Here is a 16,059-nt window from a genome sequence, read left to right as displayed (position 1 = left end):
AATATATTTTTACATTATTTAAATCATTAAGGAGTATAACATGACTAAACCCAAATTTGAGACTATGTGGGCAAATTTTGCACGTATTAATGTCAGCGTTAAAGAGGTAGGAAACAGGATTGGCGGTAAAGTGCAATACAACATTGATCAGGGAATTTTTCAGAATGCCTGTGCAATACGAATGAGTTATACCCTTAATTATTCTGGAGTTCCAATCAAACCCAATCCACGGTGGGACACATCGTCCGGTGCAGACAAAAAATGGTATATATTCAAAGTCTCTCATCTTATCGAATTTTTGAAATCCACTCTTGGCAATCCGGATATTACAGTAAAATCAAAAGCCGATATGAGTGCCTTACAGGGGGAAAAAGGATTAGTTGTTTTCAATGTTCCTTGGTCTGATGCGACGGGTCACGCCACACTATGGGATGGTTTCGGTTGTTCTGATAAATGTTATTACGAATCAGCAAGTGAGGTTAAATTATGGATTTTAAAATAATATCATTAAGTAGCTTACTGATGCTCAGTATGTCTACAGCATCTGCTCAGGAACGTTCCTTTCTGAAAAATGATCTGGAAAATTTCACCCTTAGCTATTGTCTCGCACAAATTGACTCTGGTGAGATTCTGCAGCGAGAAGCTAATGCTGCAGTCGGAGCTTATGTTGAACGCGGTCGCTATCCCGCTGAAGCCTACGAAGAAGCCGCACAGGTTACCCATGATTATCTGAAACGTCCTTATAAAAGTTACAATACAGGTATACAGCTGACGGTGATGAAATGTATTGATGCCTCACAGAGTAATGAAATCGCAGCAATCAAAAACCGTTATCTTCAGAAAAAATAATCATCATTTTCTTGTGCGGTACTGGATGCACTATAACAATTTAAATAATAACACATATTTGAATAACAAAATCAAGGGATAGTCGTTTGTTAAATTCTACCGGACACAAAGAGCCTAACGAGGAATGTAAGCGTTTGTGATATACCAATAAACATAAGCCGAAAGGGCTTGCTGTTATTCCTCGGTTATCATCAACTTTTCCCCTTAACAAACTCAGTTTTAATATCTTTAAATGTTGCTTCTGCAACCGCATTGTCATGCCGGCACTTTTTTTACTCAACGAACGTTGAATATTAAATGTATTAAAACACTCATCTAGCAACTGATTGTTAAACTTCTTTTCTCTATCTGAATGAAATAGACTTAATGATGATTGCGGTAGCTTAAACCGACTTAATACACACATCACTACAACTGCTGTTTTATATTAACCAACACCATAGTCGGCAATCTGTCGATTAGATAAATTCAGTAACACACATAAATAAATCCAGTGCTGGCAAACACGCTTATAGGTTAAGTCTGCCACTATAATCTACTGTTAGGCACCTGCATCCAACTGACGCTGTAAATGATTAGCTGTTGCTGCGTCATTGCTTGCCCGTTTGATATCCTCAATAACGTTTAATTGTGTACTTTGATATCAATGTTAGCGACCTCATTACCCAGGCAATGTAACGAAGGAAAACACTGATGCCCGCTTGTTATAAGGCAAAACGAATGCGTCTGGTTCCGTATGATTAATAGCTGCGATTAAAAATAGCTAATATCTTGTCGGCGTAATTGGCAATCAATTTCTGTTTGGTTGCTTTGCACTGATTATAGACATAATGTCTGGCTATCCCCAAGCAGCGACATAGTACCGCTACAGCATAACAGTGTTGGTTTACTTTCAGGGTTTTAATTTTCATCCCATGATCAGTACAGCCTACTTTGGAATAACGTTTTCCATCCGTAGCTGTTTAAGCTCTTTTCGTAACGCAATCAGTTCATTTTGTTCTGGAGTGCGGTTATCTTTAGTATTAAATGAATCACTTTTACTTGATTGGTTTATCCAGCTGTCTAAAGCGGATGGCATCAAATCATATTCCTTGAGCACTTCACTGCGCGATTTTCCCTATTGATATAGTTTAACCATTTGCCCTTTGAAATCAGCACTAATAGTGCGTTGTGCGCGTTTTTATTGATGTATCATCTTTTCCTTTTAGTTTTAGAGTAAAGTTGACCTTGCCCCTAAAAATTTGTATGCCTTAGTGTAGCCATTCCACTAATTCAAACCACCTATGAGGAGATAAATGGCAGATAGAATACATTTATCCCGTTTGCTTAAAAAGCTAATAAATAAGCCAGTCAACTAATTCAAAGACAAATTTCAATTTTAAACATACAGCATATTTAAATTGCATTAATATCATAATATGGTACAATTTCTACATAACTATCAGTTAATCCATAGATAGAACAACTTTTTACCTAAGACTTACTTATAACTTACAATAACTTAAATATACGTCTTTAATATTACATTTATTATTAATTGGAATATTAATTTAACGAATTCTTGACAAATACAATTATTCACCAGTATGATAACCAAGCTGTATTAAATAGTACGGCCAGCTCTGGAAGGCTGTTTTATCAGGCAGATGGGCCATTAATATTTTTATATTATGGTATTTCATATTCTGTTTACCAAGTCATTGGCATACCTTTCCCATGGTAGACAATGGCAGGGAGGCTTTATGCCTGCCGGTTCTGATTAACGGTCTTCCAGCCTTGCCATTCTTCTGCCGCCCATGCGTCTGGAAGCGCATAGCGGTTTGGTTAGAATAATCAGGAAGGGCAGTGTTTATGACTATTTTTTTGACGGGAAACCGCCATTTGGAAGCGTACATGTTACGCCTGTTTCCTCCATCGATGATTTTAGTGAACAGCACGCAGGTTTCACCGAAGTTTTGTCATATTAATTTGCGTGAAAACAACACTTTTAAACCTGATAGATACCCATTTATCAGATATAAATTGAATTACCTGAAAAAACTGATTATTTACCAGTTAAGCCCGACAGTGTAACTGCTAGAGTATTATAATCAGGGATGGAACAGTTAGTTTTTATAACATATTATATTTATTGAATTTAGTATATTATTTTGTATTAATCGCTACAATTTTCAGAGTGTAGCAAAGGGTTGAAGAAATGTTTCAAAAAAGGAATTGTCTAAATAATTTCGGATAAAGTCAGCACAGAATCACGGATTCTGGTCATTATCCACTACCGTTTTGTTTGTCTATGTTTCCTGGTTCTTTAGCTTTTAAGGGGCGGAACCAGGCTTTTTGCATTCTGTGCTAGCATTATTTTTTATAATAACCTATCAGCAACATAGTCTACAGTCATTTCAGTGTTTCATCGCAGCATGCCCCTCATCACGTAATTGCAGTATTTTCTTACCCTCACTTTTGGCTTGTGCCATTTTTCCAGCCTTAACCAGCTTACTGGCCTTATCGATTTCGGCAATTAATTTATCTATTTCTGACTGGTATATCCGAAGTTTAGGATTATTCGCCGCAGCATTTGTCAGCCCATATGGTTTTTGTGCACGAACCGCCACGGCAGCAGTACGCATACTGGCTAAAGCCTTGCTGGCATCAGCCACCGTTTGCGCTGCATTAAAGCGCGCATAGCTCATCGTAATCGCACTCATATACATATTTACTTCATTGGCCTGTACAGCCACGGCGGATAGCACCAGAGATAATGACAATATCCCAGTAGACAGAAAGCGTTTCAGTGTCATTTGATTTTCCTGTTATTCAGTTAACCCTTACCAGCCAATAATCAAACCAGCAAATATATTTAGTAGTACGGATTGAACTCTTTTCAATCGTGTTTATAGCCAGCATACTCTGATGAAATATTTTAACAGCAGTATGCCATTATGTAGCAGAAACTAAGAATTTCGCCTTGTTACAAGTGTTACAGACTTTGTGCCTGGATCAGTCTGCGCAAAAAATGATCACAGCGATTCAGCTGTTCCAGTTCGATATATTCATTGGCTTTATGTGCCACCGCAATGCTGCCGGGTCCACACACTACCGTGCTGATACCGCTATGCTGAAACTGACCACCTTCAGTAGCATAGGCTACTTTAGCACGCTGCTCAGTATCTACCAGTTGAGCAATCAATGCATGTAACTGCTGATTATTCGCATCATTTAAGGCCGGTACCTGTACATTATGCATTAGTTTAATTGCTGCTTCTGGTGCAACTGCCTGCATGGCAGGTAAGAGCTGGGTGGTAATGTAGTGCTGAACCGGTTCAATCAGCTCTTCCACTGTCATATGCGGCAGATTACGGTAATCAAACTCAAAGGCACAGTAATCAGGCACAATATTGATGGCTGTACCACCTCGAATCAGGCCGGTAGATACCGTAGCAAACGGTACATCAAACGCATGATCCAAATCAGCACGTTGCTGTAACTGTTGCGCCAGCTGATTGATAAATACAATCAGGCGGGCAGCATACTCAATGGCATTCACGCCATTGGGTGTAAGCGAAGAATGAGCATTCTTACCGTGTACTTCACAACAGAACGTATGGATACCTTTGTGAGCCACGACCATCTGCATGGATGTGGGTTCACCCACAATACAGGATTGTGGCTGCAAACCTCGTTTCTTCAGCTCCGCCAGCATAACTGGCGCACCCAGACAGCCGATTTCTTCATCAAAAGACAAGGCGATATGTAACGGCATTTTCAGCTTGGCCGCCTGCATAGCCGGAACCGCAGCCAGCACGCTAGCAATAAAACCTTTCATATCACTACTGCCGCGGCCATATACACAACCATCACGCACATTGGCCACAAACGGGTCAGACAGCCAGTTTTGTCCATCCACCGGCACCACATCGGTATGACCGGAAAACACCAGTCCGCCAGAGGTACTGCCATCAGCTGCAGCAATGGTTACAAACAGGTTAGCTTTGTCACCGCTTGCGTTATGTGCCAGCCATGGCGACAGTTTCCGGCTTTCCAGATAACCGGCCACATGGTTAATCAAGGCCAGATTACTCTGGCGGCTAGTAGTATCAAAAGCAATGAGCTGACGTAACCAGTTAAGGGTATCCACAACAATTCTCCAGTAAATTCTGCTTTAACCATAACATATTTTATGCCCCTAGCGTAGTTACTGCTGCATACAGTATCCTGTTTAACGCAGATAATCGCTACAATAGCTATTTATTTAAAGGCACAACAAATGAAACAACAATTCGATTTAGCCGGACATCCTCATATTGCGTTATGTGATTTACTTAAGCTGGCCGGACTGGCAGAAAGCGGAGGCCGGGCCAAGCAACTGATTGCCGAAGGCAGGGTGCTGCGCAATCACCAGCCAGAAACCCGCAAAACAGCAAAAATTATTGCTGGTGACTGTATCCAACTGGCAGACAATGAAATCTGCGTCATTAACAGTCAGGTATGAATACACCAGAATTATTAACTGCACCAGTGCCACCGGAAGACTGGGCGTGCTGTAACAGCGATTGTGGCGATGCCTGCGTCTGGCAAATTTATTACCGCGAAAAAGCTGCCTATCAAGCACAACAGGCGCAACTGACCACATCATCTCATACAGATGGAAATAACCCATGAGTATTGATTTACACTGCCATTCTACTGTTTCCGATGGTGCTCTGACACCAGCAGAAGTTGTACTACGGGCGCATGCCAATGGCTGTACCCTGCTGGCACTGACAGACCACGATCACACTGGTGGTGTGGCTGCGGCACGCCTGCAGGCAGCGCAATCAGGAATAACTTTGATTAATGGCGTGGAAATCTCGGTAAGCTGGCGCGGACGCACCATCCATATAGTCGGCCTGAATATCGCTCTGGAAGACGAGGTATTACAAACCCTGCTCCAGCGCCTACGCAGTGGCCGCCTGCTGCGCTTACAGGCCATTGCCGACAAGCTAGCCAAAAAAGGCATAAGTGATGCCTATGAAGGTACACTGGCATTGGCTACCAATATAGATATGGTAACCCGGACGCATATTGCTGATTTTCTGGTCAACACCGGCCATGTGAGTAAAAAAGCGGATGCTTTTCGCAAATATCTGGGTGATGGTAAATCCTGTAGCGTCAGACATCAGTGGGCTGAATTGGCTGACGTTGTCGCTGCTATCCGGCACGCTGGTGGTATTGCGGTTATTGCGCACCCAATGCGCTATGAACTCTCCGCCACTGCTCGCCGCAATCTGTTTAGTGATTTTAAGGCCTGTGGTGGTGCGGCTATAGAAGTACACAGTGGGCGTTCCAGTCTGAACGACCGTCTGAACTATGCCTTGCTGGCACAACAATTCGGATTTTTAGCCAGTTGCGGCAGTGATTTTCACCGCGATGGTGATTTTGGCGGTGGTCTGATTGGCTCCTGCCCACCATTGCCACCAATATGCCAGCCAGTATGGTCTCACTTTACTTAATGATCACCGTAAATCTGAACAACCAGACTGACGATAAAAAAATAATCATTAATTTTGCTTTATTTTAAGCAAAAGGATGACCATATTTATTACACATCACTGATAACAATACAAGTTATGCAAGTTCAGATATTGCTTTAACGCCGGCTTATTTTTGAATTCAAGCATTTTCATGAATTTAAGATAAAAATTACAGAGCATCAGTTCTGGTTAGCTGTTACTAAATTATAGTCACAGCGAACTTCCCCAGCCAATAATCAACCTTTTTCCTGAATCCTGCAATTGACGTTATGCGCTTTCCCAATCTGAATATTCGTTCAAAATAACAAAATTGCCTAACTCATAATTTAAGACATCCTTTTACACAACCACTAGAATGAATGGCTGTTATTGATATCAATAATAGCTATATATTAATAAAATAATCATTCCGGCAATTTAATCCTGCAACACTTGCCCGCAGTAACCAATAATGAGCAGCAACCTGAGCATAGGTGCCAACTACAACGTCTTACTGCGACGTAGAATAATCAGCGGATTGCTGAACAGAAATAGAAAGAGCCTTACAATCTTGTCAAAAAAAGCATATTAGCCCCGTTTCAGAACGCTATCTGATTAAAATCTATAGCCGAAGATAAATTATATCTGTGAGACTATTACAGGATGTATGATAACTGTCTACCTGCTATCATTTCACTCAAGCCAATTATTTGCTAACAGGATAAATCATGAAGTCTCGTGCCGCAGTTGCTTTCGCTCCAGGTGAAGCATTGAAAATTATCGAAGTAGATGTCGCACCGCCCAAGGCAGGTGAAGTACTGGTGAAAATCACCCACACCGGTGTATGCCATACTGATGCATTTACCCTGTCTGGGGCTGACCCAGAAGGCGTATTTCCTGCCATTCTTGGCCATGAAGGTGCTGGTATTGTCGTGGAAATTGGTGAGGGCGTAACTTCGGTCAAACCGGGTGATCATGTGATTCCCCTGTACACTGCCGAGTGCGGCGAATGCTTGTTCTGCCGTTCAGGCAAAACCAACCTGTGTACCGCAGTGCGAGCCACACAGGGCAAAGGGCTGATGCCGGACGGCACTACGCGCTTTTCCTATCAGGGACAGCCAATTTATCACTATATGGGCTGTTCTACTTTCAGCGAATATACCGTAGTAGCAGAAGTATCACTGGCCAAAATCAATCCCGAAGCCAGACACGAGCAGGTATGTCTGCTCGGCTGTGGGGTAACTACCGGCATCGGTGCGGTACACAATACAGCCAAAGTGCAAGCTGGCGATACGGTTGCCGTATTCGGACTGGGCGGTATCGGACTGGCCGTGGTACAGGGTGCACGACAGGCTGGTGCCGGACGGATTATTGCGATTGATACCAATCCGGCCAAATTTGCGCTGGCCAAACATTTTGGTGCTACTGAATGCATCAATCCGCATGATTATCAGGAACCGATACAGCAGGTCATTATCCGCCTGACTGAATGGGGCGTAGACCACAGCTTTGAATGTATCGGCAATGTGGACGTTATGCGTGCGGCATTGGAATGTGCACACCGTGGCTGGGGACAAAGCATTATTATTGGCGTAGCTGGTTCTGGTCAGGAAATAGCTACACGACCTTTTCAACTGGTTACCGGACGGGTATGGAAAGGATCTGCATTTGGTGGGGTTAAAGGCCGTACACAACTGCCGGGGCTGGTAGAAGAGGCAATGCAAGGCAAAATTGAGCTATCACCATTTATCACCCATACCTTTCCACTATCAGATATCAACCAAGCATTTGAGCTGATGCATACTGGTGAATCCATACGCTCCGTCATTTACTACTAACACACAAGTGTGCACATAAATAATCTATTTACATTAGATCAACACGGATAAACTGATATGGCTGAAATCACTCTACTGGCTACCCACAAACTGTTTAACGGCGAACAACGGCGTTATCGGCATTACAGTCGCTACAACCAGTGTGACATGACTTTTTCCGTGTACCTGCCATCACGTGCTCTACAGGGTTATCGGCTACCTGTAGTGTACTGTCTCAGCGGGCTTACCTGTACCGATGAAAATTTTTCCGTTAAGAGTGGCGCACAGCGTTTTGCGGCTGAATGGGGCATAGTACTGATTATGCCAGACACCAGCCCACGTGGCGCTGATGTAGCCAATACAGATATCTACAGCTTGGGACAAGGTGCCGGATTTTATGTTAATGCCACTCAACAGCCATGGGCACAGCATTATCAGATGTACGATTATGTGGTAACAGAATTACCCGAACTCATCGAAAAGCATTTTCCGGTCAATGAGCAGCGCAGTCTGTGCGGGCACAGCATGGGTGGCCATGGTGCGTTGATAATTGCCCTGAAAAACCCGCAACGTTATCTCGCGGTATCAGCATTTGCTCCCATTGCTCATCCGAGTGCCGGAGCATGGGGGCAGGAAGCATTCACCACTTATCTAGGAAGTAATCAGGCAGACTGGGCTGCATACGACAGTACGGAGCTGCTTACCCAAAATTCGCCATCATTACCCATTCTTATCGATCAGGGCAGTGTGGATGAATACTATCCGGCACAATTACATCCACAGGATTTCGTTCAGGCTGCCAGAAGCAAAGGAGTCAATATCCGTTATCACCTGCGCGAAAACTACGATCACAGTTACTATTTTGTTAGCACCTTTATCGAAAGCCATATCAACTTTCATGCCGAGGCATTTGGGTTATAAAGGAATAGCTAGGCGTCAATCACCGATTCGCGCGCAAACGTCTTTTCACAGTAATGACAGCGCAAACGTGTTTCGCCATGGCTAACCCGCACCGAAAAACGGCTTTGTACCGGTTCACCATGGCTGGCACAATTGCTGTTTGGACAACGAAACACTTCGGTAATGTTTTCTGGCAAAGTGAGTGTGCGTTTGCGTACTACACGAAAATTCTCAATATCATTAACCGTAGCCTGTGGAGCAAACAGGGCTAAGCGGTTGGCGGCCGCATCATCCAGAAACTGACCGGATATTTTAATAATATCCTTGCTGCCGCTGGACTGGCTGCTCAGATTAAAACCCACAGTAACCGCATTACCAGAATGCAGTAGCCTGAACTGGCGCAAAATGGTCAGTCCCTGCCCTACCGGAATGTGGTCAATCACTGTACCGTCTTTTATGGCCTCAACACTCAGCTTGGTCTGATTCATCATTTGTTTATCCTTTTGCACTGACTGCATCAATATGTTCATTCAGAATCGCTGCCAGAATAGCCTGACGCGCATACATACCATTATTGGCCTGCTGAAAGTAATAGGCATGAGGACTATTATCGACATCTGCATGAATCTCATCCACTCGCGGCAAAGGATGCAGAATACGCATATTCGGTTTAGCGTGTTTCAGCATGGCAGCACACAGACTAAAGTGGCCACTGATTCTGGCAAATTCCTGTTCATCAAAACGTTCACGCTGGATACGCGTCATATACAGAATATCCGCCCATGCCAGTGCCTCTTCCAGACTGTCGGAAGTTCGATAGGTTACACCGTTATCATCCAGCTGTTCACAGATATAAGCGGGCATCGCCAGCGTTGGTGGAGAAACAAACATAAATTCACAGCCCCAGCGGCTAAGTGCCTGAGCCAGTGAATGTACCGTACGGCCATATTTCAAATCACCTACCAAAGCAATTTTTAAATTCTGCAAACATCCCTGAGTTTCATATATCGTCACCAAATCAAGCAGCGTTTGCGACGGATGCTGATTAGTTCCATCACCAGCATTAATCACTGGTACATGAGCAAACTCACTTACCACACGCGCCGCCCCATCCTTCGGGTGTCGCATCACAATTGCATCTGCATAATTACTGATAATCCGTGCCGTATCAGCCAGTGTTTCCCCTTTTTTGGCACTGGTATTGGCACCATCGGCAAAACCGATAACCTCGCCTCCCAACCGCTGGATAGCCGTTTCAAATGATAAGCGGGTACGGGTAGATGGTTCAAAAAAACACGAACCAATCAAACGCCCATTCAATAAATCAGCCTGTGGCTGCTGTTTTAAATGCAAAGCAAGTGCCAGCAAAAATTCCAGCTGCGCAGTAGATAAATCATTAATAGAAATGAAATGTTGGTGAAACAGCGGATTAGCCATAATTTAACCTTCAACATTTATCAATAGGCACAAAAAAACCCGTTCATAAACGGGTATGCATACAGTAATTAACTACCTTCATGTAACACTTGCTCCAGACAATATGCAAAACCTGCTACAAGTATCCCCATCACATAGTAATCCCGTAATAACTCAGTATAAATTATCGCATAAATAATGCAATGATAAAAGCTTGACCACTTTGAGTTACAATAAACATTTCATAGTATTTTTATTTCTGATTACATTGATTTATCATCAACTGGCGCTAAACGTACCCCTATACTCCCTGCTTACCTACGCGTGCCCTATAGCTCTGCCGGCAGGTACACGTGTGGCCGTGCGTTTTCGCAAACGTCTGGTGGCAGCAATTGTATGGGAAAGCAATGTGCAGCCAGAAATTGATATCAGCAAAATACTGCCAATTGAAACCATATTCTCTGACGGCTGGCAATTACCCGCAGACTGGCGTGCCTTACTCAGTTTTACTGCCCGCTATTATCACTATCCGCTTGGACAAGCAGTCATGGCAGCCCTGCCCAAAGGTCTGCGCCAGCCGGAAGCGGTACCATTACCGCGTCAGGAGATGATGTATACACTCAGCACCAGTGGCCGCCTCCAGCCACCACCACCGGCACGTTTTCACAAACAGCATGCTTTATGGCAATGTCTGCAATCAGCACCAGCCACACTGCAACAGCTCAAAACCAGGCATACTCAGGCCGCGCATTACCTCAACCAGTGGCAACAACAGGGCTGGGTACAGACTACGCCTGTTCCAGCCTGCGGTAGCATTCCGACCAGTCAGCATCAGCTTAATCAGCAACAACAGCACGCCAGTACATCAATACAGGCCAAAGCCGGCCAGTTTGCCCCATTTTTGCTATATGGCATTACCGGCAGTGGCAAAACCGAAGTCTATTTCGACATCATGGCCAAAGTATTACAACAGGGCAAACAGGTTCTGTTTCTGCTACCGGAAATCAACCTCACACCGCAATTAATGCAACGCGTGCACCAGCGCTTTCCGCATACCGTCACTGTCGTATTACATAGCCAGACTGCTCCCGGCCAGCGTACCAGCAATTATCTTCAGGCTGCACTGGGGCAGGCTGCATTAGTAATTGGCACACGACTGGCCGTGTTTACGCCCATGCACAATCTGGGATTAATTGTCGTCGACGAAGAGCATGATTACTCATTCAAACAGGAAAGTGAGCTACGCTATCAGGCACGTGATCTGGCTGTATGGCGCGCTAGGCAGACAAATTGTCCGATTGTACTGGGCAGTGCCACCCCATCACTGGAGAGCTGGTACAAAACCCAGCAGGGAGACTACCAATTACTCCAATTGAGTGAACGCGCCCATGCCAGCGCCCAATTGCCACAGATTCATTTACTGGATATTCGCCGACTGGCACTGGATAACGGCCTTAGCGACATCATCAAGCAAAAGCTACAGGCCAATTTCACTAACGGTGGCTTAAGTATGGTATACCTGAATCGACGCGGCTTTGCTCCAGCTCTATTTTGCGCAGCCTGCGGACATACATTCGGTTGTCCAAACTGCTCGGCCAAAATGGTTTTACATCAGCATGCCGGCCAATTACGCTGCCATCATTGTGATTATCACCAGCGTATCCCGCACTGTTGTCCAGAATGCGGTAATCAGGATTTGACTGCCGTGGGTCAAGGAACACAACGAATTGAAGAAAACCTGCAATATTTACTACCCAATGCGCGCATTTTGCGCGTAGATCGCGACAGTACCGCACACCGGCAGGACTGGGCAGAAATCTATAGCAGAATCATGCAACGGCAGGTTGATGTACTAGTTGGCACCCAGATGCTGGCCAAAGGCCATGATTTCCCCCATCTGAATCTAGTAGTGGTTTTAAATGCTGATAACAGCCTCTACAGTGCCGACTTTCGTGCTCCAGAACGTTTATTTGCCGAACTAATGCAGGTGAGTGGCCGTGCCGGCCGTGCGGATTGCAGAGGTGATGTGTGGGTACAAACACGACAACCTGAACACAAAGTTTATCAGGCTCTGGCCGCACAAAATTATGTCACCTTTGCCACAGCCGAACTGGCGGAAAGACAGGAGCTGGGCATGCCACCATTTAGCCATATGGCAGCAATTCGTGCCGATGCCAAAACCATGCGCGAAGCACAGGAACTACTGCGTCAGGCATTACAGGGCATTGAGCAGCAACAGTCATTACCAGCCTGTGTTAGTGTTTTCGGACCAGTACCGATGCTCATGGCACGATTGGCCGGTTATGAACGGGCACAAGTATTTCTAGAAAGTAAAAACCGGCGTGATCTGCACCACAGCATCTCCATATGGCAAAGCTGGTTACAGCATCTGGAAAAAATCTATCCACAGACACGCTGGCTGATTGATGTTGATCCACTGGAAATGTAATCTTATTCCCTTGTACATAATAAACATCTTCGATGCATTACTTATATATCTATCCCATTGCAATATCGGTTTACCAAGCCAACGTCATTTGAGCAATAATGATTTTATTTCAGACAGCACTCATCCACTCTATTTAATAATGCTGTCATTTCAAAAAAATCTGGTCGTCAGTCATATCAGCAGACGACCAGTCAGATTTAATTCAAATTTAGTTGTGGCCACTCAGGTTATGCCAGATACGCGAAAGCAAAGATTTTGGTTTTTTTTGGCGCGTAACTTCATTACCCTCATAGCCGACCTGCGACTTCTTAGGGAAAGCACCGAAAGGTTCAACAACATAATTTTCTAGCTTATAGCCAGCATCCAGAGCTTCCTGATAATACTGGTCAAACAGCTCAATCAAATCCTTGCGCGGATGTGGCAGAATATCACTATCAAACCAGTGTTTCTGCCCAGTGGCAGTTAAACGCGGAATTGAGTACTTATGACTGAACTGCGTGCCCATATCTGAATAGTGCAAAATTTTCATCTGCTCAATTGGCAGACCTTCACCATCAACACAGTTCCAGGCTGCAGTATAAGCCTGCACCCATTCTGGATGTTGCTTAAATTTAGCCATCATTTTCTTATGCGAATCAGGATCAGCACGCAAAGTAGCCTGTTCAGGCAGCTTAGCTTTAGCTTTGGCACAGTCCCAGACACAGGTACATAAACGGGTAAAACGTTTGCCCTTGGCATGATCATGCACTTCCTTGGCAGCAACAATCGCTTCACCTTCAATAGGATGTTCCCACAACTCAGCCAAATCAGCCAGTACAATCATGTCCGCATCCATATAAATGGCACGTCCCTGATAATTACAGGCAGCAGGAATACCCCAGCGGAAACCGGAAAACGGCGTTGCCCACTTCTCAGTATGCCAGCCAGCGCCAGATTGCGGATCAGAATACCAAGGACTGTTTGGATCATGACTTAACTGCATCCAGACGATTTCTACCGGCCGCGATGTATGTTTATGGATACTGTAATCCACCACCATCATCTGCTCCAGATCACAGTTGTTCGGGTCACAACCCACAAAAACCTTAATAACATCGTTGCTCATGCATAAACTCCCAATTTGCTTACATAATATATATTATTGCAATATTAATGCATAAATAGTAATAAAAAAATTATAATATTAACAAATTTAATCATATAAAAATTTTGTGTATTTACCCACTATTGGACTACTCTATTAAATAAAGAAAATGTAAATATCAGACGAAAAATACTATGCCAGATACCAGCAGAGCTAGCCAAAGGGATAAAAACCAAAATGACTTAGGCAAATTAACTGGTTCTATGAATAACTTAATTATAGAAACCGCCTTAAATGTTGAAATAGCAGAGAATCTTGGTTATGAAAAAACCAGAAGGAACAAAGGGGAAATTAATAAAAATTTTCAAATAGATGTATTATGTAGACATATCTCATACACTGATATCAAGAGTAACCGATTCAGTCAAAAAGCAAGTGATTGAACAGCTAAATTCCCCTTTTGTAACTACCCTCGAAAATTGTACAGCCCCAAAGTAGAAAATTCCTTCCATTAACCCAAGAGGATTTATACATGAAAAAGATGACTGAATATCAAATCGTATCCATTTTAAAAGAAGCTGAAGCCAGTATCCCTAAAAACTTTGCCGTAAATATGGCATTGCCAATTCATTTTTATAAATAGCGGGAAAATACGGAGGTATGGAAACCTCAGATATCAAACGCTTAAAAGAACTAGCGACTGAAAATCGTAAGTCCAAACAGATGTTTGCTGAGCCGAGTTTAAAATCTCAGTTTCAGGAGAAAATCATAAAAAGCTTCTGATCCGAACAAGGCATGTAAAGCTTGGGCTCTGGAGTTACAAGAAAGTCATCCTATTGCTATCAGTACCCAATAAGCTAGGTGAATGCTGGTCAATGGATTTTATGAGTGACAGCAGTCGAAATCAACGTAGGTTTAGAACCTTCAATGTCATCAATGCTTTTAATCGTGAGGTGTTGATATTGCGGTCAGTTTACCGGCTGGTAGGATTACCCGTTACCTGGATAGACTAGCCGAAGATCATAGTTATCCACTAAAAATACGACTCAATAATAGACCAGAAGTTACCGGAAAAACGTTCATTAATTGGGAAAAATCATATTGTATAACTATAGATTACATCAAATTCGGCAGCACATATCAAAATGGCTATATTGAACGATTTAATCATACCTATCGCACAAATGGTACTGGATTTATATCTTTTTAATAATCTGGAATAAGCAAGAAAGTAACCGAAGAATAACTAATGATTTATAACACCGAAAGATCCCATACAGCATTGAATAACAGGACACCAATTGAATATAAAACACCAAAACAAGCAGCATAATTTCTATGTCAGTTCTGTACTAACTATGAGGTATTTACAATAAGGTTTCTCATTACAGCCTTAATGTTCACAGCAGCCATATTTAGCAAAATAATCTGTACTAGCTTAAACTTAATCTGACAGACACTACCTACTCATCGGCATTCGTTCTAACACAATGACTGTCTGATGAGTAAAATAAATTCTCTAGCTGCTTTTCTTTAGCCAGTCCTTTTGTCTCTACCCAAGTTTGCCAAGGTGTCTTACCATAACAGTATTTCCCTGAATGTGCTCTTTCCCGATTGTAAAACTCTAGCCAAAGCTCAATATCTTGTTGTATCTCTTTCAGTTCTGTATATATTTTACGTCTAAACATAATATCATAACACTCGGTCTTCATCGTCTTATGGAACCGCTCACATATACCATTCGTTTGCGGACTGTAGGCTTTTGTTTTCGTATGCTCTATATCCTCCAAATTCAGATATAGTTCGTATGCATGACGCTCTTTATGACCGTTATACTCACTTCCTCTATCCGTCAGAATTCGTAAAAGCGCTACCTGCTCATTATCAAAAAATGGTATCACTTTATCATTGAGCATATCCGCAGCAACTAAACTGTTTTTCTCCGTATATACTTTAGCAAACGCCAGTCTTGAATAGGTATCAATAAACGTTTGTTGGTATATTTTCCCAATCCCTTTAATATGACCAACATAATATGTATCTTGTGCGCATAAGTAT

At 43.2% G+C, this 16,059-nt stretch carries 17 protein-coding genes; 10 read left to right on the top strand and 7 right to left on the bottom strand.

Going from position 1 to position 16,059, the window contains the following annotated elements; all coding sequences use genetic code 11:
- Positions 1-40: 40 nt before the first annotated feature.
- Together BGI33_RS06785 and BGI33_RS06780 are read left to right on the top strand one after the other, a co-directional pair.
- Entirely contained in the window at positions 41-502 is a 462-nt protein-coding gene (locus BGI33_RS06785) for a type VI secretion system amidase effector protein Tae4 (RefSeq protein WP_100090514.1), read from the top strand.
- 29 nt (positions 503-531) lie between these two features.
- Positions 532-849 carry a T6SS amidase immunity protein Tai4 family protein gene (locus tag BGI33_RS06780; RefSeq protein ID WP_218965153.1) on the top strand — a complete coding sequence of 106 codons (318 nt, stop codon included), beginning with the start codon at positions 532-534 and terminating at the stop codon, positions 847-849.
- A gap of 928 nt (positions 850-1,777) precedes the next feature.
- Here BGI33_RS06780 and BGI33_RS13105 read toward each other — a convergent pair.
- From BGI33_RS13105 to argE, 3 genes are all read right to left on the bottom strand, one after another.
- On the bottom strand, positions 1,778-1,930 hold the full coding sequence (locus BGI33_RS13105; protein WP_180297066.1) for a hypothetical protein: 153 nt from the start codon (positions 1,928-1,930) through the stop codon (positions 1,778-1,780).
- Between the two features lie 1,315 nt (positions 1,931-3,245).
- A complete protein-coding gene (locus BGI33_RS06765; RefSeq protein ID WP_100090511.1) occupies positions 3,246-3,644 on the bottom strand; it encodes a cytochrome b562 in 399 nt (132 codons plus the stop codon).
- 179 nt (positions 3,645-3,823) lie between these two features.
- Complete coding sequence (gene argE / locus BGI33_RS06760) at positions 3,824-4,981, bottom strand: acetylornithine deacetylase (RefSeq protein WP_100090510.1); 1,158 nt, start codon at positions 4,979-4,981, stop codon at positions 3,824-3,826.
- A 129-nt stretch (positions 4,982-5,110) separates the two neighbouring features.
- On the opposite strand from argE, the gene BGI33_RS06755 reads away from it, so the two are divergent.
- The 5 genes from BGI33_RS06755 to fghA all read left to right on the top strand — a co-directional run bounded on the left by BGI33_RS06755 (position 5,111) and on the right by fghA (position 9,073).
- A complete protein-coding gene (locus BGI33_RS06755) occupies positions 5,111-5,335 on the top strand; it encodes an RNA-binding S4 domain-containing protein (RefSeq protein ID WP_100090509.1) in 225 nt (74 codons plus the stop codon).
- Positions 5,332-5,505, top strand: a complete 174-nt coding sequence (locus tag BGI33_RS06750) for an oxidoreductase-like domain-containing protein (RefSeq protein ID WP_100090508.1) — start codon at positions 5,332-5,334, stop codon at positions 5,503-5,505. The genes BGI33_RS06755 and BGI33_RS06750 overlap by 4 nt, the downstream gene beginning before the upstream one ends.
- Entirely contained in the window at positions 5,502-6,335 is an 834-nt protein-coding gene (locus BGI33_RS06745) for a PHP domain-containing protein (RefSeq protein ID WP_100090507.1), read from the top strand. The genes BGI33_RS06750 and BGI33_RS06745 overlap by 4 nt, the downstream gene beginning before the upstream one ends.
- Before the next feature lie 728 nt (positions 6,336-7,063).
- Positions 7,064-8,173 (top strand): S-(hydroxymethyl)glutathione dehydrogenase/class III alcohol dehydrogenase, encoded by a 1,110-nt coding sequence (locus tag BGI33_RS06740; protein ID WP_100090506.1) that lies wholly within the window; start codon positions 7,064-7,066, stop codon positions 8,171-8,173.
- A 66-nt stretch (positions 8,174-8,239) separates the two neighbouring features.
- The gene (fghA, locus tag BGI33_RS06735; RefSeq protein WP_180297067.1) at positions 8,240-9,073 is read left to right on the top strand and encodes an S-formylglutathione hydrolase; all 834 of its coding nucleotides are present in this window, start codon (positions 8,240-8,242) and stop codon (positions 9,071-9,073) included.
- 8 nt (positions 9,074-9,081) lie between these two features.
- Here the strand turns inward: fghA and pyrI are convergent, their stop codons facing one another.
- Positions 9,082-9,540 (bottom strand): aspartate carbamoyltransferase regulatory subunit, encoded by a 459-nt coding sequence (gene pyrI, locus BGI33_RS06730; RefSeq protein ID WP_100090516.1) that lies wholly within the window; start codon positions 9,538-9,540, stop codon positions 9,082-9,084.
- Positions 9,541-9,547: 7 nt separating this feature from the next.
- On the bottom strand, positions 9,548-10,489 hold the full coding sequence (gene pyrB / locus BGI33_RS06725; protein ID WP_100090504.1) for an aspartate carbamoyltransferase: 942 nt from the start codon (positions 10,487-10,489) through the stop codon (positions 9,548-9,550).
- Between the two features lie 247 nt (positions 10,490-10,736).
- Here pyrB and BGI33_RS06720 point away from each other — a divergent pair, with 247 nt between their 5' ends.
- Entirely contained in the window at positions 10,737-12,917 is a 2,181-nt protein-coding gene (locus BGI33_RS06720) for a primosomal protein N' (RefSeq protein ID WP_100090515.1), read from the top strand.
- A 208-nt stretch (positions 12,918-13,125) separates the two neighbouring features.
- Here BGI33_RS06720 and BGI33_RS06715 read toward each other — a convergent pair whose 3' ends face one another.
- Positions 13,126-14,022 carry a glycosyl transferase gene (locus tag BGI33_RS06715; RefSeq protein ID WP_100090503.1) on the bottom strand — a complete coding sequence of 299 codons (897 nt, stop codon included), beginning with the start codon at positions 14,020-14,022 and terminating at the stop codon, positions 13,126-13,128.
- 173 nt (positions 14,023-14,195) lie between these two features.
- On the opposite strand from BGI33_RS06715, the gene BGI33_RS06710 reads away from it, so the two are divergent.
- Both BGI33_RS06710 and BGI33_RS14205 read left to right on the top strand, forming a co-directional pair.
- Positions 14,196-14,444: a hypothetical protein gene (locus BGI33_RS06710; protein ID WP_100090502.1), complete on the top strand. Its 249-nt coding sequence runs from the start codon at positions 14,196-14,198 to the stop codon at positions 14,442-14,444.
- Positions 14,445-14,962: 518 nt separating this feature from the next.
- Positions 14,963-15,211 carry an integrase core domain-containing protein gene (locus tag BGI33_RS14205; protein WP_144235382.1) on the top strand — a complete coding sequence of 83 codons (249 nt, stop codon included), beginning with the start codon at positions 14,963-14,965 and terminating at the stop codon, positions 15,209-15,211.
- Positions 15,212-15,464: 253 nt separating this feature from the next.
- On the opposite strand, the gene BGI33_RS06705 is transcribed toward BGI33_RS14205, so the two are convergent.
- On the bottom strand, positions 15,465-16,059 hold a 595-nt coding region (locus tag BGI33_RS06705), incomplete at its 5' end, for an integrase core domain-containing protein (RefSeq protein WP_144235381.1).

The sequence above is a fragment of the Snodgrassella alvi genome, from assembly GCF_002777425.1.
GTDB classification, from domain to species: Bacteria; Pseudomonadota; Gammaproteobacteria; order Burkholderiales; family Neisseriaceae; genus Snodgrassella; species Snodgrassella alvi_B.
The sequence above is the reverse complement of the archived record's forward strand: the minus strand, read 5'-3'. Positions and strand labels throughout refer to the sequence as shown.